This window comes from Nocardioides sp. Kera G14, assembly GCF_020715565.1.
In the GTDB taxonomy this organism is placed as follows: Bacteria; Actinomycetota; Actinomycetes; order Propionibacteriales; family Nocardioidaceae; genus Nocardioides.
On the sequence record NZ_CP085839.1, the window covers coordinates 1,183,637 to 1,204,323 of the forward strand.

Here is a 20,687-nt window from a genome sequence, read left to right on the forward strand (position 1 = left end):
GTCAGGAAACCCCTGATTCGGCGGTGACGAAGTCGATCAGCTCCTCGACCCGCCCGAGGAGTGCGGGGTCGAGGTCGTCGTAGGACTTCACCTTCGACAGCAGGTGCTGCCAGGCCCGGGCGATGTCCGCCTGGTCGCGGTGCGGCCAGCCGAGGTGCTGGCAGATGCCCTTCTTCCACTCGATAGAGCGGGGAATCGTGGGCCACGCCTGGAGCCCGACGCGGTCGGGCTTGATGGCCGCCCAGACGTCGATGAACGGGTGACCGAGGATCAGCACGTCCTTGCCGACCGGCGATCGTCGGATCGCGTCGGCGATCCGGGACTCCTTGGAGCCGGCGACGAGGTGGTCGACGAGTACGCCGACCCGCCGCTGCGGCCCCGGACGGAAGTCCTTCAGGTGGTCGGCCAGGTCGTCCACACCGCCGAGGTACTCCACGACGACGCCCTCGATCCGCAGATCGTCGCCCCAGACCTTCTCGACCAGCTCGGCGTCATGGCGCCCCTCGACGAAGACCCGCGAGGCGCGAGCCACGCGCGCCTGGGCCCCTTCCACAGCGAGCGATCCAGAGGCGGTCCGCTTCGGCCCGGTGGCCACAGCCGCAGACGAACGGGGCGGAGCGACGAGGATGACCGGCCTGCCGTCGTACAGGAAACCGGGCCCGAGCGGGAAGGAGCGACGCTTGTTGCGGCGGTCCTCGAGTGTGACCGTGCCCAGATCCCGATCGACGGCCACGATCTCGCCCACCCACTCGGGGGAGACCGACTCCACCACGTCGCCGAGCGTGGCTGGCGCTTCGACCGCGCGGCCGTTCTTCGGCGCACGCCAGTCGGTGCTGAGGATGTCGGAGCCGTAACGGTCAGCCATGGGCCCGATTGTCCCAGCAGTCACACCCGTCACGGGGTAGCGACGCGGTAGTCTTGGCACTCCGGAACCCAGAGTGCCAACGAGTGCGATCAACGGAGGTGAGTGCATGCAGAACGAGCGCAGGCTCGCCGTGCTCCGCGCCATCGTCGAGGACTACGTCGCGACCGAGGTGCCGGTCGGCTCGAAGTCCCTGGTCGAGCGCCACCAGCTCAACGTCTCACCGGCGACCGTCCGCAACGACATGGCCGTCCTCGAGGACGAGGGCTACATCACCCAGCCGCACACCAGCGCCGGGCGCGTCCCGACGGACAAGGGCTACCGCCTCTTCGTCGACCGGCTCGACGGCGTCAAGCCGCTCAGCCCGGCCGAGAAGCGGGCGATCGGCGACTTCATGAGCGGCGCGGTCGATCTCGACGACGTCGTCCAGCGAAGTGTGAGGCTGCTGAGCCAGCTCACCCATCAGGTCGCGATCGTGCAGTACCCGACGCTGAGCCGCTCCACGGTCCGTCACGTTGAGCTGATCTCGCTCAGCCCGACCCGGGTCCTCGCGGTCCTCATCCTCAGCACCGGCCGCGTCGAGCAGCGCGTGGTCGAGCTGCCGGCCGAGCTCAGCGACGACTCGCTCGCGACGCTGCGCACGCACATCAACACCGCGGCCGCCGGCGCGCTCATCGCCGACGCCGCGGCCTCGCTCCGGGCACTCGCCGACGAGGTCCCCCCGACCCTCGCCCAGTCGGTCAGCACGATCGGCGAGGCTCTCGTCGAGGCGATGTCGGACCACCGCTCCGCGGAGCGGATCGCGATCGCCGGTACGTCGAACCTCGCCCGCTTCAGTGACTCCTTCGACTCCGCCGTACGCCCTCTGCTGGAGGCGCTGGAGGAGCATGTCGTCCTGCTCAAGCTGATGGGCGAGGCCTCCGCCAGCGGCACCGTGACCGTCCGCATCGGTGCCGAGGGGCCGGTCGAGCACCTGTCGTCGACGAGCGTCGTCACGACCGGCTACGGCCCCCAGGACGAGGCGCTCGCGATGCTCGGCATCGTGGGCCCCACCCGCATGGACTACCCCGGAACGATGGCGGCCGTCCGTGCCGTCGCCCGTTACGTCTCCCGCATCCTCGACGAAAGCTGACCCTGAGAACCACATGGATCCCTACGAGCTGCTGGGCGTCTCCCGTGACGCCGACGACGCCGCGATCAAGAAGGCCTACCGGTCGCTGGCGCGCAAGTACCATCCCGACGTCAACCCGGACGAGGCGTCCCAGGAGAAGTTCAAGGAGATCTCGCACGCCTACGAGATCCTGAGCGACCCGCAGAAGCGCGCCGCCTACGACCGTGGCGGCGACATGGGTTTCGGCTTCGGCGGGGGCGCGGGCGCCGGGGCTGGGTTCTCGTTCACCGACATCATGGACGCCTTCTTCGGCGGCCAGGGCGGTGGCGGTACGTCGTCGGGCCGTGGTCCGCGCACCCGCACCCGTCGCGGCCAGGACGCCCTGGTCGGCCTCGAGATCGACCTCGCGGAGGCGGCCTTCGGTGCCAGCCACGAGATGACCCTCGACACCGCGGTCGTCTGCGAGACCTGCCACGGCGACGGCGCCGCGCCCGGCTCCAAGCCGGTCACCTGTGAGACCTGCCACGGTGCCGGTGAGGTCGCGCACGTGCAGCGCAGCTTCCTCGGCGAGATCCGTACCCTGCGCCCGTGTGCGGCCTGCCGTGGCTTCGGCACGATCATCCCGGACCCCTGCCGCGACTGCGGTGGTGACGGCCGGGTCCGCACCCGCCGCACCCTCACGATCAAGGTCCCTGCCGGTGTCGACTCCGGCACCCGGCTTCAGCTCACCGGGCAGGGCGAGGTCGGTCCGGGCGGGGGCCCGGCGGGCGACCTCTACGTCGAGCTCCGTGTCGCGCGGCATCCGATCTTCACCCGCCAGGGCGGCGACCTGCACTGCACGGTGACCGTCCCGATGACGGCGGCAGCGCTCGGTACCGTGCTCACGATGCCGACCCTCGAGGCCGACCTCGTGAGCGAGGACTTCACACCGGAGACGCCCACCAGCTTCGACCTCGAGGTGAAGCCCGGCACCCAACCGGGCTCGGAGCAGGTCCTACGTGGCCTCGGTGTCCCCGGTCTGCACGGCCGCGGCCGGGGCGACCTCGTCGTCACCGTCCTGGTCGAGACCCCGACCGGCCTCGACGAGCAGCAGGCCGAGCTTCTGGCTCAGCTCGCGAAGCTCCGCGACGAGGAGCACCCCGCCGGCAGCATCAAGGCCACCAAGCAGGGCCTCTTCGGCCGGATCCGCGACGTCTTCGGCGAGCACTGAGCCTGGCTCAGGCCCAGCGGGAGGTTCGTGACATCACGGCCGCCAGCGCGGCGACGCCGGCGGTCGACGTACGCAGCACTTCGGCGCCCATCTTCACGCTGACCGCGCCCGCAGCGACGAAGGCGTCGACCTCCTCGGGGGTGAAGCTGCCCTCGGGGCCGATGACGAGCAGGATCTCGCCCGAGGTCGGTACGTCGACCGAGGCGATCGGACGCGTAGCCGACTCCCACAGGACCACGGCGAGCGAGGCCGCCTCGATCCGTGCGACGACGTCAGCCGTCGAGGCAAGCTCAGACACCTGGGAGAACCACGAGCGTCGAGCCTGCTTGCTCGCCTCCCGTGCCGTGGAGCGCCAGCGAGCGAGGGGCTTCACGCCCCGCTCACCGCGCCACGAGACGATCGACCGCGTCGCCGCCCACGGCATGACCGTGGAGACGCCGATCTCGGTCATCATCTCGACGGCGAGCTCGCCGCGCTCGCCCTTGGGCAGCGCTTGGGCGACCGTGAAGGTGGGGTCCAGCGGCGGCGCCACGTCGACCGAGTCGACGACGACGTCCATCGACCTCTTCGCCTGGGTCGAGCGGATCGTCCCGGTCGCACTCGTCCCGAGCCCGTCGGTGATCACCACCTGCTCGTCGACGGCGAGTCGTCGTACGGCGACGGCATGGCGTCCCTCATCGCCGTCGACGGTCACGACATCGCCGACAGCAACGCCCGCGAGCGAGTCGACGAGGTGGACCGGAAGGCTCACGTCAGGGCGTCACTTCACGGTGATCGGCACGCCGACGGCTGATCCGGACGAGGTCGGACCCTCGCCGTCGGAGTCGTCGTCGACCTTCACCTCGAAGGTGTAGTCACCGGGCGCGACACCGGTCAGGTCGACGGTGCCGGAGTACGGGTAGAGCTTGTCCATCCAGCCCTCGGCCGTGAACGCGCCCTTGGCGACGACCTTGCCGGAGCCGTCCGTGAGCGACCACGGCACGTTGGCCTCAGGCGAGTTGGCCTTGCCCTCGGCCTCGAAGGAGCCGCTGACGGTCGCACCCGAGGTCGGGGCGGTGAGCGTGATCAGCGCGTCGGCGGGCGTGACGTCGACCGGCGCGCTCGAGGACGGCGCCGCGGCCGACTCGGAGGTCGCCGGTGCAGCGGGGGTCGACGTACTCGCCGCGGCGGTCGTCTCCGGGTCGCTGGCGGTCGAGTCGTCGGTGCCGCAGGCGGCGAGGCCGGCTCCGGCCATGAGGGCCACCGCGGCGAACGACGTGCGGCGAAGAGTGCTGTTGCGCATGAGACCAGTGTGACACCATCGACCCCGTGGCCAGCCAGTTCCGCACCGATGAGTCGTGCCTCTTCTGCAGGATCATCGCAGGGGAGATCCCGAGCGATCGTGTCCATGAGGGCGAGCGCATGATCGCCTTCCGCGACATCGCCCCGAAGGCGCCGCTGCACGTGCTGATCGTGCCGCGCGACCACCTGCCCAACGCCGCCGCCACCGCGGCAGAGGACCCGGCCCTGATCGGCGAGCTGATCGGATGCGCCGACACCATCGCGCGCGAGAACGGTCACGAGGCGTACAACCTGCTCTTCAACACGGGCGAGGCCGCCGGCCAGACGATCTTCCACACCCACCTCCATCTCCTCGCCGGCGGGAAACTCACTGACCTTCCCGTGTGACGGGCACGTCAGCGCCGCGAGCGGAGCGAGGCCGGCGTTTGCGTCGGGCCTCCGGAGCGAGCAAGCACGCCGCCGAAGGCGGCGTAGACTGGGAGACCGCATGAGTGAGTCGAACCAGTCCAGCGCCCACGGAGGCGTCCAGCAGCCGCAGCGCCACGTCGCCAAGCACACCGTCGTCGTCCCCAACAGTGTCGACATGGTGAGTGTCCTCGGCCCCGCCGACGAGTTCCTCGCGACGATCGAGGACCACTTCGAGGCGGACATCCACGTCCGCGGCAACCGGATCACCCTGCACGGTGAGCCCGGCGACCTCGCGCTGATCGAGCGCCTCCTCGAGGAGATGGTGACCCTCGTCCGCACCGGCCAGGGCCTCACCGGCGAGGCGGTGGAGCGGATCATCGGGATGCTCCAGGCCGACACCGAGGAGAAACCCGCCGACGTCCTGTCGATGAACATCCTCTCCAACCGCGGCAGGTCGATCCGGCCCAAGACCCTGAACCAGAAGCGGTACGTCGACGCCATCGACGAGCACACGGTGACCTTCGGCATCGGCCCCGCGGGCACCGGCAAGACCTATCTCGCGATGGCGAAGGCCGTGCAGGCGCTCCAGGGCAAGCAGGTCAACCGCATCATCCTCACCCGCCCGGCGGTCGAGTCCGGCGAGAAGCTCGGCTTCCTGCCCGGCACGCTCACGGAGAAGATCGATCCCTACATGCGGCCGCTCTACGACGCGCTGCACGACATGCTCGACCCCGACCTGATCCCCAAGCTCATGGCCGCCGGCACGATCGAGATCGCGCCCTTGGCCTACATGCGTGGTCGCACGCTGAACGACGCGTTCATCATCCTCGACGAGGCGCAGAACACCACGCCCGAGCAGATGAAGATGTTCCTCACCCGCCTCGGCTTCGGCTCCAAGATCGTCGTGACCGGTGACGTCTCCCAGACCGACCTGCCACGCGGCACCCAGTCGGGGCTGCGCGTGGTCGAGGGGATCCTCGACGAGGTCAAGGACATCAGCTTCAACCGGCTCACGAGCAACGACGTCGTACGCCATCATCTGGTCGGGAAGATCGTCGCCGCCTACGACGAGTACGACGCCAAGAAGGACGAGCAGTGAGTATCGAGATCCTCAACGAGGCCGACGAGTCCGCCGCGATCGCCGCCGAGCTCGACGAGGAGCACCTCGCCACTTTGGCCCGTTTCGTGATGGACCGGCTGCGGGTCCACCCTCAGGCGGAACTCTGCATCAAGCTCGTCGACGCGCCGACCATCGCGACTCTCAACGAGCAGTGGATGGGCAAGGAGGGGCCGACGGACGTGCTCGCCTTCCCGATGGACGAGCTGCGTCCGGGCCTGCTCGACGAGGAGCCCGAGGAAGGCGTCCTCGGGGACCTGATGATCGCGCCGAGCATCGCCGCCAAGCAGGGGGAGACCGCCGGCCACGGCACGCTGGCCGAGGTCGAGCTGCTGACGACCCACGGCATCCTGCACCTGCTCGGCTACGACCACGCGGAGCCGGCGGAGAAGGCGGAGATGTTCACCCTCCAGGCCGACCTGCTCAAGGCGTTCGGCTCGACGGCGACGCCGCCGCCGGCCGTCTGATCCCGGCTGACCGACGTTGACCGATCTCTGGATCGTCGTCGCGGCGGCGATCCTCGTCGTCCTCGCGGGGCTCTTCTCCGCAGCTGACGCGGCGCTCGCGAGCTTCTCCCGCGCGCGCGCCGAGGAACTCCTCGCGGACGGTCGCCCCGGCGCACGGCGGCTGGTCGCCATCGCTGAGGACCCGGCCGGCGTGCTCAACACGACGCTGCTGCTTCGGCTCCTCTGCGAGATCGGCGCGACGATCCTGGTGGCGCTCGAGTTCCACGACCTCTTCGCGGGCCGCTGGTGGCCGACGCTGCTCTCGTCGTCGGGTGTGATGATCGTCGTCTCCTTCGTCGCGATCGGCGTCGCGCCGCGCACGATCGGGCGTCAGCACCACGAGCGCATCGCGCTTCTCGCCGCAGGCCCGATCACCCTCATCACCACCGTCCTCGGACCGATCCCGAAGCTCCTGATCCTGCTCGGCAACGCGCTGACCCCCGGCAAGGGCTTCCGTGACGGACCGTTCACCACGGAGACGGAGCTGCGTGAGTTCGTCGACCTGGCCGAGGCCTCGGCGCTGATCGAGGGCGACGAGCGCCGGATGATCCACTCCGTCTTCGAGCTCGGCGACACCACCGCGCGTGCCGTCATGGTGCCTCGGGGCGACGTGATCTTCATCGAGCGGCACAAGAACCTCCGCCAAGCGCTCTCACTCTTCCTGCGCAGCGGCTTCTCCCGCATCCCCGTCGTCGACGACGGGCTCGACAACATCGTCGGTATCGCCTATCTCAAGGACGTCGTCCGTCGTGACTTCGAGGCACCCGACGCGGAGACCATCGAGCGGATCGACTCGGTGATGCGCCCGCCGGTCTGGGTGCCGGAGTCGAAGCCGGTCGACGACCTCCTCCGCGACATGCAGGCCGGCCGCCAGCACATCGCGATCGTCGTCGACGAGTACGGCGGCACCGCAGGGCTCATCACCATCGAGGACGTCCTCGAGGAGATCGTCGGCGAGATCACCGACGAGTACGACACCGGGGACGACGAGCCCACGACGTTGGAGGACGGGAGCGTCCGCGTGCCGGCGCGCTTCCAGCTCGCCGACCTGCGCGAGCTCGACGGCCTTGCCGACCTGCGGATCGAGGACGATGACGTCGACTCCGTCCGCGGCCTGATGGCCAAACACCTCGGCCTCGTCCCGATCCCGGGCTCGGTGGTCGAGGTCGACGGCCTGCGCTTCACGGCCGAGACGACCGCCGGCCGCCGCAACCAGATCAGCACGGTGCTGATCGAGAGACTCCACGAGGGAGACCGATGACCAGCCCGCAGACGCTCAGCCCCGAGGACAAGAAGCTCCTCGTCCTCGCCCGCGCCACCCGCACCCGCATCGGCGCAAGCGAGGGCGCGGCGGTCCGCGACCTCGACGGCCGCACCTATGCCGGCGCCACCGTCGATCTCCCGCACCTCAAGGTCAGCGCCATCGGCGTCTGCGTCGCCATGGCCGTCGCCTCGGGCTCGAAGGGGCTCGAGGCCGTCGTACTCCTCACCAACGGCGACCTGGCCGAGGCCGACCAGGCGGCCCTCGACGACTTCGGCGGCGCGGTCGTGCACGTCAATCCCTGAGTTCAGCGGTGATACACGGTGTGCATAGGCACCCGAAACATCTGGGCAAACCGACGGGAGTAACGTGCGGCTCGTGAGTTGGGAGCAGCACGAGGCGGCCGTCCGGCGACTCCAGGAGTCCTACGCCGCGATCCCTGCGGGGGCCCCGGTCCGACTGGCGAAGCGGACCACGAACCTCTTCCGCGTGCGCGCGGAGTCCACGGCTCCCGGCCTCGACGTCAGCGGCCTGGCCGGTGTGATCGAGGTCGACGCCCACGCGCAGACCGCCGACGTGCAGGGCATGTGCACCTACGAGGACCTCGTCGCCGCCACGCTCCCGCACGGCCTGATGCCGTACGTCGTCCCGCAGCTGCGCACGATCACGCTCGGTGGTGCGGTGACGGGTCTCGGCATCGAGTCGACCAGCTTCCGTAACGGCCTGCCGCACGAGTCGGTCCTCGAGATGGACGTCTTCACCGGCGCCGGCGACGTCATCACGGCCACGCCCGACAACGAGCACGCCGACCTCTTCGAGACGTTCCCCAACTCCTACGGCTCCCTCGGCTACGCCACCCGGCTCAAGATCAGGCTGGAGAAGGTGCCGCCCTACGTCGCGCTCCGCCACGTCCGCTTCGAGGACGCCGAGCTGCTCGCCAAGACCATCACCGCCATCACGGAGTCCCACGAGTACGACGGCCAGCGCGTGGACGGCCTCGACGGCGTCGCCTTCGCTCCCGGCGAGTACTACCTGACCCTGGCCCGCTTCGCGACGGCCGAGGAGACCGGTATCGCCCGGCCCCACGAGGTCACCTCCGACTACACCGGCCAGCACGTCTATTACCGCTCCCTCCAGGAGCGCGCTGCTCATGGTCAGGGGCAGGACCTGCTCACCATTCTTGATTACATCTGGCGTTGGGACACCGACTGGTTCTGGTGCTCCGGCGCCTTCGGCGCGCAGAACCCGCAGATCAGACGGTTCTGGCCGCGCCGCTACCGCCGCAGCGACGTCTACATGAAGCTGCTCGGCCTGGACCGCCGCTTCGGCATCGCCGACAAGCTCGACGACCGCGCCGGCCGGCCGCGCCGCGAGCGGGTCGTCCAGGACATCGAGGTGCCGATCGAGAACCTCGGCGCCTTCCTCGAGTGGTTCGACGCCGAGATCGGCATGCGACCGGTCTGGCTCTGCCCCCTGGTCTCGACTGGCACAGCGACGGGTGAGCAGTGGCGCTCCTACCCGCTCAAGCCGGGCGAGCTCTACGTCAACGCCGGCTTCTGGGGCACCGTCCACGTCGGCGACGACGCCGAGAACGCGCCGAAGAACCGCGCGATCGAGGCACGTGTCCACGAGCTCGGCGGCCACAAGAGCCTCTACTCCGAGGCCTTCTACGACGAGCCGACCTTCGCCGAGCTCTACAACACCCCGAACCTCGACGCCGTCAAGGCGACGTACGACCCCGACAACAGGCTGACGAGCCTCTACGACAAGACAGTGAAGAGAAGGTGAGCACTCCGATGGCCACATCCACCATCGCCAGCACCATCAACGGATTCTTCTCCGGTGGACTCCCGATCAAGCTGTCGGCGTACGACGGCTCCGTGGCCGGAGACGTGTCGTCGCCGTACGGCCTCAAGATCCTCAACCAGCGCGGCCTCTCCTACATCCTCACGGCGCCCGGCGACCTCGGCCTCGCCCGCGCCTACGTGAGCGGTGACCTCGAGCTCGAGGGCACCCACCCGGGTGACCCCTACCCGCTGCTGCGCCTCATCGTCGGGTCCACGGACTTCGCCCGCCCGAGCGTCTCCGAGATCGCCCGGATCGTGAAGGACCTGGGCCTCTCGAGCTTCGTGCCGCCGAAGCCCCCGGCCCACGAGCACCTGCCCGCCTGGCGCACCGCGGTCGAGGGAATCCGCACCGCTGGCCTCAACGCGCTGAAGCGGCACACGCAGGAGCGGGACGCCGAGGCGATCCACCATCACTACGACGTCTCGAACACCTTCTATGAGTACGTCCTCGGCCCGTCGATGGCCTACACCTGCGCGGTCTTCCCTCACCCCGACGCGACGCTCGAGGAGGCGCAGGCCGAGAAGTTCGACCTGATCTGCCGCAAGCTCGGCCTGAAGCCGGGCGACCGCCTGCTCGACGTCGGCTGCGGCTGGGGCGGCATGGTCCGCCACGCCGCGAAGCATTACGGCGTCAAGGCGCTCGGCGTCACGCTCAGCCGCGAGCAGGCCAGCTGGGCCGCCCAAGCGATCAAGGAGGATGGTCTCGACGACGTCGCGGAGGTCCGCTTCTCCGACTACCGCGACGTGGTCGAGGGTGAGTTCGACGCGATCAGCTCGATCGGAATGACCGAGCACATCGGTGTGAAGAACTACGAGTCGTACTTCTCGTTCCTGCACTCGAAGTTGAAGGACGACGGCCGCCTGCTCAACCACTGCATCACCCGCAACGACAACGCCAGCAAGGCCACAGCGGGCGCGTTCATCGACCGCTACGTGTTCCCCGACGGCGAGCTCACCGGGTCCGGCACGATCGTCGTCGCCGCCGAGAACGCGGGCTTCGAGGTCCAGCACCACGAGAACTTCCGCCGCCACTACGCCAAGACGCTGACCGGTTGGAACAAGAACCTCGTGGACAACTGGGAGGCCTGCATCGCAGAGACCGACCTCGGCACCGCCAAGGTCTGGGGTCTCTACATGGCAGGCTCGCGCGTCGGTTTCGAGACCAACGAGATCCAGCTCCACCACGTGCTCGCCACCAAGACCCCCAAGAACGGCCAGCCGGGCGCGGGGCAGACCACCTACCCGATGCGGCACGACTTCGGCGTCTGAGCCAAGTGCTGAGAGACTGGCCCTGATGAGTGTCAGGGCCAGTCACCACACCGCGACGGTGCTCCGTCGCGAGCAGTTGTCGCAGCACCTTGTCCGGATCGTCCTCGACGTCCCGACGTTCCAGAGCACGGGTGTGCCCGACGAGTGGGTCGGCCTGATCGTCCCCGGCCAGTTCCAGTCGCGCTATTACACGGTTCGAGACGTCGCCGACGCTCCGCAGAATCCTCGGCTGACCCTCGACATCGTGGTGCACGAGACCGGCCTGGTCACCGAGTGGGCGCAGCGCGACGTCACGGGGGAGACGGTCACCATCACCGACCCCAAGGGCTCCTTCGCGCTGCCCGAGGGAGCGCAGTGGCTCCTCCTCGTCGGCGACCTGACAGCCCTGCCGGCGATGGCGCGGATCGCCGAAGTGTGGACGGCGACACATCGCGATCTGCCTCTGCGGGTCTGGGTGGAGACACCTGACCAGCTCCCGGACTACTTGCCCGAGACCAGCGCCGAGATCGAATGGATCCCCGGCCACGGGGAGCACCTCGCCGAGATCGTCGAGGGCATCGACTGGCCCGAGGGTGAGGGCTACTTCTGGATGGCGGGCGAGTCCGCCCAGATGCGCGCGATCCGCAAGCACCTGATGCGCGAGCGGGGACTGCCCAGCCACGCCTACGACGTGATGGGCTACTGGCGGGTGAGCGCCGGGCGCCAGCCGCGCGCGGTCGACCCCGGGCCGATCTACCGGGCCGGCAAGGCCGCAGGCCTCAGCGACGACCAGATCTGGGCCAACTACGACGCGGCGCAAGCCCAGGCAGGACAGCAATGACCGACTCCCCGAGCACCTTTCGTTCCGGATTCGTCTCCTTCGTCGGACGGCCCAACGCCGGCAAGTCGACCCTGACCAACGCGCTGGTCGGCCAGAAGGTCGCGATCACCTCGGACAAGCCGCAGACCACGCGGACCGTCGTGAGGGGCATCGTGCACCGCCCCGACGGCCAGCTGATCCTCGTCGACACCCCCGGCATCCACCGACCGCGGACCCTGCTCGGTGAGCGGCTCAACGACCTCGTCGAGGCCACCTGGACCGAGGTCGACGTCGTCGCGATCTGCCTGCCGGCCAACGAGAAGATCGGCCCCGGCGACCGCCGCATCGCCGAGAACGCCCACAAGCTGAAGAAGGGCATCAAGCGGGTCGCGATCGCCACCAAGACCGACCTGGCCAGCCCGGACCGCCTCGCCGAGCACTTGATGGAGATCAGCGCGTTGGGCGCCGAGCTCGGCATCGACTGGGCCGAGATCATCCCCGTCTCCTCCAAGCTCGGCGCTGAGCAGGGCCAGATCACGCTCCTGGGCGACGTCCTGCTGAACCTGCTTCCCGAGGGCCCGCCGCTCTATCCCGAGGGCGACCTCACCGATGCGCCCGACGAGATCCTCGTCGCCGAGCTGATCCGCGAGGCCGCGCTCGAGGGTGTGCGCGACGAGCTGCCGCACTCGATCGCCGTCGTCGTGGAGGAGATGGGCCTGCGCGAGGGCCGCGACGAGGCCAAGCCGTTGATGGACATCCACGCCAACCTCTTCCTCGAGCGCGACTCGCAGAAGGGCATCATCATCGGTCACAAGGGCTCCCGCCTGGCAGATGTGGGTCGTCGGGCCAGGTTGCAGATCACCGAGCTCCTCGGCGTCCCGATCTACCTCGACCTGCACGTCAAGATCGCCAAGGACTGGCAGCGCGACCCGCGCCAGCTGCGGCGCCTCGGGTTCTGATGCGACTGCTGCTCCTGCACCATGCTCCGTCCGCGTCGTTGGGCGCGATCACGGGCGCGGTGGAGGCGGGCGCGAACGACGATGCTATCGAGGGTGTGGAGGTCGTCGTCGCCGACCCGCTGACGGCGACGGCCGAGGAGCTCCTGGCGGCCGACGGCTACCTGCTCGGCACCGCGGCGCACTTCGGTTACATGAGCGGTGCGCTCAAGCACCTCTTCGACCGCACCTTCCTCCAGATCGGCGGGGCGCTGGACGAGCTCGCCGCCGACGGCCCCAGCACTGCAGGCAGGCCCTTCGGCCTCTGGGTCCACGGCCGGTACGACGTCACCGGAGCCGTCCGTTCGGTGGAGTCGATCACGCAGGCGCTCGGTTGGCGCCGGGTCGCGCCGGTGCTCGAGGTCCTGGGCGACCCCGCCGACGAGCAGTTGGCGTCGGCGTACGAGCTCGGGGCGACGCTCGCGGCGACGCTGGTCGCCTGAGCCGGCCGGATAGTCTTCTCCTTCGTGCGTCGCCTCCTCGTCCTGCCTCTCCTCCTGGCGGCCCTCGTCCTCCTCGCGGCCTGCGGGAGCAGCGCGCCGAAGGGCGCCGACCCGAAGCAGGTCGATGCGATGAACCCGCCGACCACCGGGCTGTGCCGCAACCTGACCCGCGTGGCGATGACGAAGCCGACGGACGCCACGCGGCTGGTGGACTGCAGCGAGCCGCACAACGCCGAGACCTTCGCCGCAGGGGAGCTGCCCGGCCAGTTCAAGGACACGAGTTACAGCGATCCGGCACTCGACACGTGGGCCTACACGACCTGCACCGCCAGCCTCAAGCAGCACCTCGGTGCCAGTGACTCCAGCCTGATGCGCTCCCTCTTCACGTGGGTGTGGTTCCGGCCCTCGGAGAAGGCATGGGACAAGGGCGCCCGCTGGTGGCGCTGCGATGTGCTCGCGGGCGGCGACCACGGCCAGCACTACCTCGACCTGCCGACCGTCACTGCCGGGCTCCTCTCCGGCAGCGAGGACGACCACTGGATGGCCTGCGCCCGCGGCGAGGACGTCACCAGCGGCACCCGCGTGGCGTGCAACCAGTCCCACGGGTGGCGCGCGGTCACCACCATCAAGGTGGGAGAGGTCGACGACCCGTGGCCGGGCACCAAGGCGGTCCAGGCGAAGACCAAGCAGTTCTGCTCCAGCAGCGTCGCGGCATGGCTCGGCTACCCGACCGACTACGACTACGGCTTCACGTGGTTCGGCGAGCCCGAGTGGAAGGCCGGCAACCGCCGCTCTGTGTGTTGGGCCAGGACCGACCAGTGATCCGCGCTGCGCTGGCGCTCCTCGTCCTGTCGTTGCTGGCTGCGTGTGGCAGCAGCGAGGCACCCGTCGCCAAGCCGACACCGCCGCCCACGGCGACGGCCGCGCCGCTTCCGCCGGCCTCAGCCTGTTACGTCCTCACCTACGCCCAGGCCGTCGCACCCACCGCGGACGCCACCAAGACGCCGGTGCCCTGCTCGAAGCCGCATACCTCCGAGACCTTCTATGTCGGTGCGCTCTCCTCCGTCGTCGGCGGACACCTCGTCGCCGTGGACTCCGCACGGATCCAGCGGCAGAGCGCGCGCACGTGTCCGGCCAGGTTGTCGGCGTACGTCGGCGGCAGCACCGACGACCTGCGACTCTCCATGGTGCGGGCCGTGTGGTTCACGCCGACGGTCGACGAGTCGGACACCGGGGCGGACTGGCTGCGCTGCGACGTCATCGCCGTCGCGGGCGCCGAGCGCCTGGCCTCGATCACTGGCTCGCTCAAGGACTCACTCGCCAAGGGCGCGGGACGTGAGGCGATGTGCGGGACCGCGGCACCGGGCGAGGCCGGCTTCGACCGTGTGCCCTGTGCGCAGAAGCACTCGTGGAAGGCGATCCGGGTCGTGCCGTTCCCCGGCGACGACTACCCGGGCGAGACGGCGGTCAAGGCAGCCGGACAGGGGCCGTGCCAGGCGGCAGGCAAGGACGTCGCCTCGGACCCGCTCACGTACCGCTGGAGCTACGAGTTCCCGACGCAGGCCCAGTGGGACAACGGCCAGACCTACGGGCTGTGCTGGGCGCCGGACCCCGCCTGATCAGTCCTCGGCCAGGCGACGGCCGTTGAGCGCCGTGGGGGTGACGCTGATCCACAGGGGACGGGCGCCGGCGGCCCAGGTGCGCAGCTTCTGCACCTCGTCGGGGACGCTCTCCTCCTTGTAGTGCATCTGCGCGGTGCCGCGGACCTGCACGCTCCAGCCGACCTGCGTCTCGGCGTCGAACTCGTCCACGAGGATCGCGACCGGTGCGTCGTCGACCTCCTGGGAGAGCGTCGAGTGCGCCGAGGTGCGCAACCAGAGTGCGCCGTCGTGCACGACGTAGTTGAGCGGCAGCACGACCGGCCCGTCCGAGCCCGCCCATGCCACGCGAGACACCGAATGGGACTTCAGCAGGTCCCAGCACTCCGACTCATCGATCTCGTGCAGTTGCGCCATGGCCCCAGTCAAGCAGCCCGGGCCAGCCACGTGCGAGGGGCGCCGAGGAGCAATCGTGACGTCAGCGCCGCCACGACCGTCCAGAGTCCGGCGAGCGCGAGGAGGAGGAAGGCCGCGACCACCTGGAAGAGCACCAGTCCCGTCGAGGCTGCGAGGGCCGATGTGCCGGTGACCACCGTGCCGAGTGGGAAGGTGAACGACCACCACGTGAGCGAGAACGGCAGGCCGTCGGTGACGGCCTCGCGGGTGAGCGCGACCGCGATCGTCAACCAGGCCAGCGCGAAGCCCCAGACCGGCACGCCGTAGAGGAGCGTCAGCATCCGGAAGGCGTGCCCGTACTCGGGCAGCACGCCGGGAGCGACCACTCCGAGGTGGTGTGCCGCCGTCACCGATTGACCGAGGAATCCGAGGGGGATCCAGAGTGTCGGGACTGCAGCTGCAGGCCCCGCCCCGTGGCGGACGAGACGCGCCCAGAGTTGTCCGAAGACCATCAGGGCCGCGAGCAGGCTGAGGCCGAAGCAGGCGTAGCAGGCGAGGAGCAGAGTCTCCTGCGGCTGCCCCTGGCCGACATAGGGCACCAGCAGGGCACCGGTGGCGGCACTCACCATCGGCGGCACGACGGGCATCAGCCAGCCACCTGAGGCATCGGCGTCGCCGTACTGGTGGCGTGCGATGGCGGTGACGGGCAGCCACACGGCGGTCCAAAGCCCGAGCAGGGTGCCGCTGGTCCAGAGGACGGCGTCGGCAACCAGCGCGCCGGACCCTCCCAGCAACTGCTGCCCGCAGAGCAGCGCGCCGGTCCCGACCGTCATGAGCGCCATGGCGGGCGCGCCGTAGAAGTGGCCCATCACCTGATCGTCGAGGTGCCGACGGAGGAGCGCGGGATCGCCCAGTCGTGCGCGTACCGCCGTCACGGCTACGACGACGAGGAGGACGACGGCCAGAAGCCAGACAGCGAGCGCCAGGTCCGCTCGGGCCGGCACGTCCACCGGAAGGCCGTCGATCGCGATTCCGAGGATGCCGGTGCCCATCACCATCGCGAACCAGTTGGGGCCGTAGGGAGTCATGACTTCATGCTGCGCCGGGCGCGACACTCGCGGTAGCTGACAGGTGGCTGTGAGGCCACAGGGAGGTCCTGTGCCCTCGTCTATGCTCGCGCACGTGCTGCTTCCCGACCTCAGCTCGCTGCGACTGCTCGCCGACGTCGCGCGCCTCGGCAGCATCGGTGCTGCGGCGCGTGCCTTCGGCATCAGCCAGCAGTCGGCCTCCGAGCGACTTCGGGCGATGGAGGTACAGACGGGCATCGTCCTGCTGCGTCGCGCCTCACAGGGATCGACCCTGACCGAGCAGGGCCGGCTCCTCGTCGACTGGTCGGCGGAGCTGCTCGCCGTCGCCGACGAGATCGAGCAGTCGCTCCAGACTCTCCGGCAGGAGCGCGCCGAGGAGCTGCACGTGGCCGCCTCGATGACCACCGCCGAGTTCCTCCTGCCCGGTTGGCTCGTGCGACTGCGGAGGCAGCGCGAGGTCTCCATCTCGTTGCAGGCGACGAACACCGACGGTGTCCTGGCCGCCGTGCGCAGCGGGGATGCCGGCATCGGCTTCATCGAGGGACCGGCTCGCCTCGACGGCCTCGCGCACACTGACCTCGGATCCGACGAGCTGACCCTCGTCGTGTCGCCGGACGACCCGTGGGCTCGACGATCGCGACCACTCTCGCCGGCCGTGATCGCCGCCCGGCCGCTGACCAGCCGTGAGCCGGGCTCGGGCACCCGCGCCGTCCTCGAGAGCGCGCTCTCGACTGCTGGCCACACCCCGGTCCCGCCAGAGGTCGAGCTCACCACCAATGCGGCCGTGGCCGCGGCGGTCCGTTCCGGGGGAGCGCCCGGTTTCCTCAGCCGTCGCGCCGTCGAGCGCGACCTCGACGTCGGCTCGCTCGTGGAGGTACGAGCGACCGGCCTGGACCTCACGCGACGGTTCACGGCGGTCTGGCTGGGCGCTCCGCGCCCTCCGGCGGGGCCGATCCGAGACCTCCTCGCCATCGCGCTGCCCCGCCCGGGGTATGGTGGTGCACGTCATGTTGCGCAGCAGCCTCCTCCTTAGCTGCCGCGGCGAGGTCTGAAGCCGGACTCCCTCGCACGCGGAGAGCTTTGCGCGCCCGGCACAAGCCCCCTTTGAGCCGAGGAAAGATTCATGACCAACCTGAGCAACACCAGCAACCAGCAGAAGCCGTCGGCGATGCCGTGGCAGCGCTACCGCGCCTTCGAGCCCGTCACGGTGCCCGACCGCACGTGGCCCGACCAGAAGATCACGAAGGCACCGCGGTGGCTGTCGACCGACCTGCGCGACGGCAACCAGGCGCTGATCGACCCGATGACCCCCGCGCGGAAGCTCCGCATGTTCGAGCTGCTCGTCGCGATGGGCTACAAGGAGATCGAGGTCGGCTTCCCGTCGGCGTCGCAGACCGATTTCGACTTCGTCCGGAGCCTGATCGAGGAAGACCGGATCCCCGACGACGTACAGATCTCGGTGCTGACCCAGGCGCGTGAGGACCTCATCGAGCGGACCGCCGAGTCGCTCGCCGGAGCGCCGCGCGCGACCGTCCACCTCTACAACGCCACCGCGGAGCTCTTCCGCCGCGTCGTCTTCAAGGTGACGCCGGAGGAGTGCATCGGCATCGCGGTGCGCGGCACCGAGATGGTGATGAAGTTCGCCGAGCAGTACGTTCCTGACCTCGTCGGCTCCCAAGACTTCGGCTACCAGTACAGCCCCGAGATCTTCACCCAGACCAACACCGACTTCGCCCTCGAGGTCTGCGAGGCCGTCTCCGACGTGTGGCAGCCCGAGGCCGGCCGCGAGATCATCCTCAACCTGCCGGCAACGGTCGAGATGTCGACGCCCAACACGTACGCCGACCAGATCGAGTACTTCGGCCGTGGCCTGACCCGCCGCGAGCACTCCGCGATCAGCCTGCACCCGCACAACGACCGCGGCACTGCGGTCGCGGCGACCGAGCTCGGCCTCATGGCGGGTGCCGACCGGGTCGAGGGCTGCCTCTTCGGCCACGGCGAGCGCACCGGAAACGTCGACCTCGTCACGCTGGGCATGAACCTCTTCAGCCAGGGGATCGACCCGCAGGTCGACTTCTCCGTGGGCGGCGGCATCGACGAGATCCGCCGCACGGTCGAGTACGTCACCAACATCCCGGTCCACCCGCGCCACCCGTACGCCGGTGACCTCGTCTACACCGCCTTCTCCGGCTCCCACCAGGACGCGATCAAGAAGGGGCTCGAGGATCTCGACCGGATCGCTCACGAGCAGGGCGTCCCGGTTTCCGAGGTGCCCTGGGAGGCGCCGTACCTGCCCATCGATCCCAAGGATGTCGGCCGCACCTACGAGGCCGTGATCCGGGTCAACAGCCAGTCCGGCAAGGGCGGCGTGGCCTACCTGCTCAAGAACGAGCACTCGCTCGACCTGCCGCGGCGGGCGCAGATCGAGTTCAGCCGCGTGGTGCAGGCCCACACCGACACCGAGGGTGGCGAGATCACGGGTGAGCAGATCTGGAAGGTCTTCTCGGCCGAGTACCTCGACCGGGACGCGCCGTACAGCCTCGAGTCGTGGAACTCCGTCACCGGCCCCGAGGGGGACCGCCAGGAGATCACGCTGCGTGTCCGCGGCGAGGAACGCACCATCGTCGGTGAGGGCAACGGTCCGGTGGCCGCGTTCGTCGACGGCCTGGCCCAGGCGGGTGCGGAGATCCGCGTCCTCGACTACGCCGAGCACGCGCTCTCCTCGGGCGGCGACGCGATGGCGGCGGCGTACGTCGAGTGCGAGATCGCCGGCGAGATCGTCTGGGGGATCGGCATCCACGCCAACATCGTCACGGCCTCGCTCCGCGCCGTCGTCTGCGCGGCCAACCGCGCGGCAGCCGTCACCATCCCGGGCTGATCGCGACACGACGCCAACGGCCCTTCCGGATCACCCGGGAGGGCCGTTGGCGTCGTCTCGTCACTCGTGGATGGCGGCGCGGATCTGGCTGGCGCTGTTGCGGATCGCGTCGCTGATCAGCTCGGCGGTCCGCGGGTCCTCCAGTGCTGCCTCGACGATCCGGAGGACGGTGTCGGAGATGAGCATGACGAGGTCGTCGTGGAAGGGCAGGTGCCGGAGCTTGCCGGTCGTCTGGTCCTTCTTCACGAGCTCGAGGATCATCGCCTCGAGTTCGGCCCGGTTCTCGTCCAGCGCGGCGCGGACGTTGCCGGCGTAGTCGCCGACCTTGATCACGTCGATCACCTCGTCGAGGACGGCGATCGTGATCGGCTTGCGCACCGCCTCGACGATCGGGTCACTGAAGTGGGTGACGAGCGCGGCGGTGATCGTGTCGCCGAAGTAGTTGTCGGTCCGGTCCACGACCCGCACCACTCGAGCGATGAGCACCAGCCACATCACCCAGTGCGCCTCGGAGAAGCCGGGCACCGCGAGGGGCACGAGGGCCGGGATCTCCCAGAGCCGCGAGCGCAGGTAGCGCCGCCCGATCCGGAACCTCAGCCAGCGCCAGCAGATCGACAGTGCCAGGAAGCCGGACAGCCCGCAGTCGGCGTACCGGAGACCGTCGTGCCACTCGTGGGACGTGGGCTCCCAGAAGAGCAGCCAGAGGTTGGAGGCCAACAGCAGCCAGGTGAGCAGGACCAGGAACCAGGACGTGAACGTGCGCTGCTTCCCGGCAATCCGATGGAGGGCGTCGGCCGCGCCTTCCCTCGTCGTCACACTCACGACAGGCACAATAGGTGAGTGGCGCTCTACCGTGACGAAGCGATCGTCCTGCGCACCCACAAGCTGGGTGAGGCGGACCGCATCATCACCCTGCTCACGCGCCAGCACGGCCTGGTCCGTGCGGTCGGGAAGGGCGTGCGTCGCACGAACTCGCGCTTCGGCAGCAGGCTCGAGCCGTTCACCCACGTCGACCTCCAGTTGGCCGAGGGGCGCAACCTCGACACGATCACCCAGGCCGAGACGCTGAGCCCCTTCCAGGCCGGCCTCGCGCTCGACTACGAGACCTACACCGTCGGCACCGCCATGCTGGAGACGGCCGAGCGCCTGGTCGTCGAGGAGCGCGAGCCGAGCGTGCAGCAGTTCCTGCTGCTCGTCGGTGGTCTCCGGGCCCTCGCCAACGGCGCGCACACGCCGAGCCAGATCCTCGACTCCTACCTCCTGCGCAGCCTCGCGGTCGCCGGTTACGCGCCCAGCTTCGACGCTTGCGCCCGCTGCGGCCTCGAGGGACCGCACCGCTGGTTCAACGCCGGCCTCGGCGGGGTGCTCTGCGCGACCTGTCGCGTGCCCGGCTCCTCAAGCCCGGCCTTCGAGACCCTCGTCGTGCTCGGTGCCCTGCTCGCAGGAAACTGGCCCGTCCTCGAGGCGGCCGAGCCGCGCCACCTGCGTGAGGCCAGTGGCCTCGTAGCCAACTACCTCGCCTGGCACCTCGAGCGCGGCCTCCGCTCCCTTGCGTACGTCGAGCGCTGAGTCGACTGTGAGTCACGGACACTCCCACACGCACGCCCACGGTCACTCG

The 20,687-nt window shown here is 69.6% G+C and carries 23 protein-coding genes; 17 read left to right on the top strand and 6 right to left on the bottom strand.

The features are described from left to right. Window position 1: 1 nt before the first annotated feature. Window positions 2-865 carry a DUF3097 domain-containing protein gene (locus tag LH076_RS05880; RefSeq protein ID WP_227783062.1) on the bottom strand — a complete coding sequence of 288 codons (864 nt, stop codon included), beginning with the start codon at window positions 863-865 and terminating at the stop codon, window positions 2-4. A gap of 106 nt (window positions 866-971) precedes the next feature. On the opposite strand from LH076_RS05880, the gene hrcA reads away from it, so the two are divergent. Beyond that, entirely contained in the window at window positions 972-1,994 is a 1,023-nt protein-coding gene (gene hrcA / locus LH076_RS05885) for a heat-inducible transcriptional repressor HrcA (RefSeq protein WP_227783063.1), read from the top strand. A gap of 13 nt (window positions 1,995-2,007) precedes the next feature. Continuing rightward, window positions 2,008-3,183: a molecular chaperone DnaJ gene (gene dnaJ / locus LH076_RS05890; RefSeq protein ID WP_227783064.1), complete on the top strand. Its 1,176-nt coding sequence runs from the start codon at window positions 2,008-2,010 to the stop codon at window positions 3,181-3,183. A 7-nt stretch (window positions 3,184-3,190) separates the two neighbouring features. Here dnaJ and LH076_RS05895 read toward each other — a convergent pair whose 3' ends face one another. Next, the gene (locus tag LH076_RS05895; protein ID WP_227783065.1) at window positions 3,191-3,934 is read right to left on the bottom strand and encodes a 16S rRNA (uracil(1498)-N(3))-methyltransferase; all 744 of its coding nucleotides are present in this window, start codon (window positions 3,932-3,934) and stop codon (window positions 3,191-3,193) included. Between the two features lie 9 nt (window positions 3,935-3,943). After that, window positions 3,944-4,465: a Gmad2 immunoglobulin-like domain-containing protein gene (locus LH076_RS05900; RefSeq protein ID WP_227783066.1), complete on the bottom strand. Its 522-nt coding sequence runs from the start codon at window positions 4,463-4,465 to the stop codon at window positions 3,944-3,946. Between the two features lie 26 nt (window positions 4,466-4,491). Between LH076_RS05900 and LH076_RS05905 the strand changes: the two genes are divergently transcribed. From LH076_RS05905 to LH076_RS05960, 12 genes are all read left to right on the top strand, one after another. After that, window positions 4,492-4,851 carry an HIT domain-containing protein gene (locus tag LH076_RS05905; protein ID WP_227783067.1) on the top strand — a complete coding sequence of 120 codons (360 nt, stop codon included), beginning with the start codon at window positions 4,492-4,494 and terminating at the stop codon, window positions 4,849-4,851. 196 nt (window positions 4,852-5,047) lie between these two features. Then, entirely contained in the window at window positions 5,048-5,971 is a 924-nt protein-coding gene (locus tag LH076_RS05910) for a PhoH family protein (protein WP_415753323.1), read from the top strand. Further along, window positions 5,968-6,456, top strand: coding sequence for an rRNA maturation RNase YbeY (ybeY, locus tag LH076_RS05915; protein WP_227783069.1), 489 nt, complete (start codon window positions 5,968-5,970; stop codon window positions 6,454-6,456). Before LH076_RS05910 ends, ybeY begins: the two co-directional genes overlap by 4 nt. 16 nt (window positions 6,457-6,472) lie before the next feature. Then, window positions 6,473-7,756 (top strand): hemolysin family protein, encoded by a 1,284-nt coding sequence (locus LH076_RS05920; RefSeq protein WP_227783070.1) that lies wholly within the window; start codon window positions 6,473-6,475, stop codon window positions 7,754-7,756. Next, window positions 7,753-8,061, top strand: coding sequence for a cytidine deaminase (locus LH076_RS05925; RefSeq protein WP_227783071.1), 309 nt, complete (start codon window positions 7,753-7,755; stop codon window positions 8,059-8,061). The genes LH076_RS05920 and LH076_RS05925 overlap by 4 nt, the downstream gene beginning before the upstream one ends. A gap of 73 nt (window positions 8,062-8,134) precedes the next feature. Beyond that, a complete protein-coding gene (locus LH076_RS05930; RefSeq protein ID WP_227783072.1) occupies window positions 8,135-9,544 on the top strand; it encodes an FAD-binding oxidoreductase in 1,410 nt (469 codons plus the stop codon). 8 nt (window positions 9,545-9,552) lie between these two features. Beyond that, window positions 9,553-10,872, top strand: a complete 1,320-nt coding sequence (locus LH076_RS05935) for a class I SAM-dependent methyltransferase (protein ID WP_227783073.1) — start codon at window positions 9,553-9,555, stop codon at window positions 10,870-10,872. Between the two features lie 25 nt (window positions 10,873-10,897). Beyond that, window positions 10,898-11,692, top strand: a complete 795-nt coding sequence (locus LH076_RS05940) for a siderophore-interacting protein (protein ID WP_227783074.1) — start codon at window positions 10,898-10,900, stop codon at window positions 11,690-11,692. After that, window positions 11,689-12,630, top strand: a complete 942-nt coding sequence (gene era / locus LH076_RS05945; RefSeq protein WP_227783075.1) for a GTPase Era — start codon at window positions 11,689-11,691, stop codon at window positions 12,628-12,630. Before LH076_RS05940 ends, era begins: the two co-directional genes overlap by 4 nt. Then, a complete protein-coding gene (locus tag LH076_RS05950; protein ID WP_227783076.1) occupies window positions 12,630-13,109 on the top strand; it encodes a flavodoxin family protein in 480 nt (159 codons plus the stop codon). Before era ends, LH076_RS05950 begins: the two co-directional genes overlap by 1 nt. Window positions 13,110-13,133: 24 nt before the next feature. Then, the gene (locus LH076_RS05955; RefSeq protein ID WP_227783077.1) at window positions 13,134-13,931 is read left to right on the top strand and encodes a septum formation family protein; all 798 of its coding nucleotides are present in this window, start codon (window positions 13,134-13,136) and stop codon (window positions 13,929-13,931) included. Then, window positions 13,928-14,728, top strand: a complete 801-nt coding sequence (locus LH076_RS05960; protein ID WP_227783078.1) for a septum formation family protein — start codon at window positions 13,928-13,930, stop codon at window positions 14,726-14,728. Before LH076_RS05955 ends, LH076_RS05960 begins: the two co-directional genes overlap by 4 nt. On the opposite strand, the gene LH076_RS05965 is transcribed toward LH076_RS05960, so the two are convergent. Continuing rightward, window positions 14,729-15,124, bottom strand: a complete 396-nt coding sequence (locus LH076_RS05965) for a pyridoxamine 5'-phosphate oxidase family protein (RefSeq protein WP_227783079.1) — start codon at window positions 15,122-15,124, stop codon at window positions 14,729-14,731. It lies immediately after the preceding gene. An 8-nt stretch (window positions 15,125-15,132) separates the two neighbouring features. Continuing rightward, entirely contained in the window at window positions 15,133-16,191 is a 1,059-nt protein-coding gene (locus tag LH076_RS05970; protein ID WP_227783080.1) for a TDT family transporter, read from the bottom strand. Between the two features lie 94 nt (window positions 16,192-16,285). On the opposite strand from LH076_RS05970, the gene LH076_RS05975 reads away from it, so the two are divergent. Together LH076_RS05975 and leuA are read left to right on the top strand one after the other, a co-directional pair. Then, window positions 16,286-17,224, top strand: coding sequence for a LysR family transcriptional regulator (locus LH076_RS05975; protein ID WP_227783081.1), 939 nt, complete (start codon window positions 16,286-16,288; stop codon window positions 17,222-17,224). A 90-nt stretch (window positions 17,225-17,314) separates the two neighbouring features. Next, complete coding sequence (leuA, locus tag LH076_RS05980) at window positions 17,315-19,069, top strand: 2-isopropylmalate synthase (protein WP_227783082.1); 1,755 nt, start codon at window positions 17,315-17,317, stop codon at window positions 19,067-19,069. A gap of 60 nt (window positions 19,070-19,129) precedes the next feature. Here leuA and LH076_RS05985 read toward each other — a convergent pair whose 3' ends face one another. Then, complete coding sequence (locus tag LH076_RS05985) at window positions 19,130-19,891, bottom strand: ion transporter (protein WP_227783083.1); 762 nt, start codon at window positions 19,889-19,891, stop codon at window positions 19,130-19,132. 18 nt (window positions 19,892-19,909) lie between these two features. Between LH076_RS05985 and recO the strand changes: the two genes are divergently transcribed. Next, entirely contained in the window at window positions 19,910-20,638 is a 729-nt protein-coding gene (gene recO, locus LH076_RS05990; protein ID WP_227783084.1) for a DNA repair protein RecO, read from the top strand. Window positions 20,639-20,687: the final 49 nt, after the last annotated feature.

Bases quoted from the DNA above. Each gene is read 5' to 3' on its own strand.
- LH076_RS05965 (WP_227783079.1), bottom strand. From the start codon at position 15,124: ATGGCGCAACTGCACGAGATCGATGAGTCGGAGTGCTGGGACCTGCTG.
- LH076_RS05970 (WP_227783080.1), bottom strand. From the start codon at position 16,191: ATGACTCCCTACGGCCCCAACTGGTTCGCGATGGTGATGGGCACCGGC.
- LH076_RS05935 (WP_227783073.1), top strand. From the start codon at position 9,553: ATGGCCACATCCACCATCGCCAGCACCATCAACGGATTCTTCTCCGGT.
- LH076_RS05940 (WP_227783074.1), top strand. From the start codon at position 10,898: ATGAGTGTCAGGGCCAGTCACCACACCGCGACGGTGCTCCGTCGCGAG.
- leuA (WP_227783082.1), top strand. From the start codon at position 17,315: ATGACCAACCTGAGCAACACCAGCAACCAGCAGAAGCCGTCGGCGATG.
- LH076_RS05910 (WP_415753323.1), top strand. From the start codon at position 5,048: ATGGTGAGTGTCCTCGGCCCCGCCGACGAGTTCCTCGCGACGATCGAG.
- LH076_RS05950 (WP_227783076.1), top strand. From the start codon at position 12,630: ATGCGACTGCTGCTCCTGCACCATGCTCCGTCCGCGTCGTTGGGCGCG.
- LH076_RS05925 (WP_227783071.1), top strand. From the start codon at position 7,753: ATGACCAGCCCGCAGACGCTCAGCCCCGAGGACAAGAAGCTCCTCGTC.
- era (WP_227783075.1), top strand. From the start codon at position 11,689: ATGACCGACTCCCCGAGCACCTTTCGTTCCGGATTCGTCTCCTTCGTC.
- dnaJ (WP_227783064.1), top strand. From the start codon at position 2,008: ATGGATCCCTACGAGCTGCTGGGCGTCTCCCGTGACGCCGACGACGCC.
- LH076_RS05880 (WP_227783062.1), bottom strand. From the start codon at position 865: ATGGCTGACCGTTACGGCTCCGACATCCTCAGCACCGACTGGCGTGCG.
- LH076_RS05900 (WP_227783066.1), bottom strand. From the start codon at position 4,465: ATGCGCAACAGCACTCTTCGCCGCACGTCGTTCGCCGCGGTGGCCCTC.
- hrcA (WP_227783063.1), top strand. From the start codon at position 972: ATGCAGAACGAGCGCAGGCTCGCCGTGCTCCGCGCCATCGTCGAGGAC.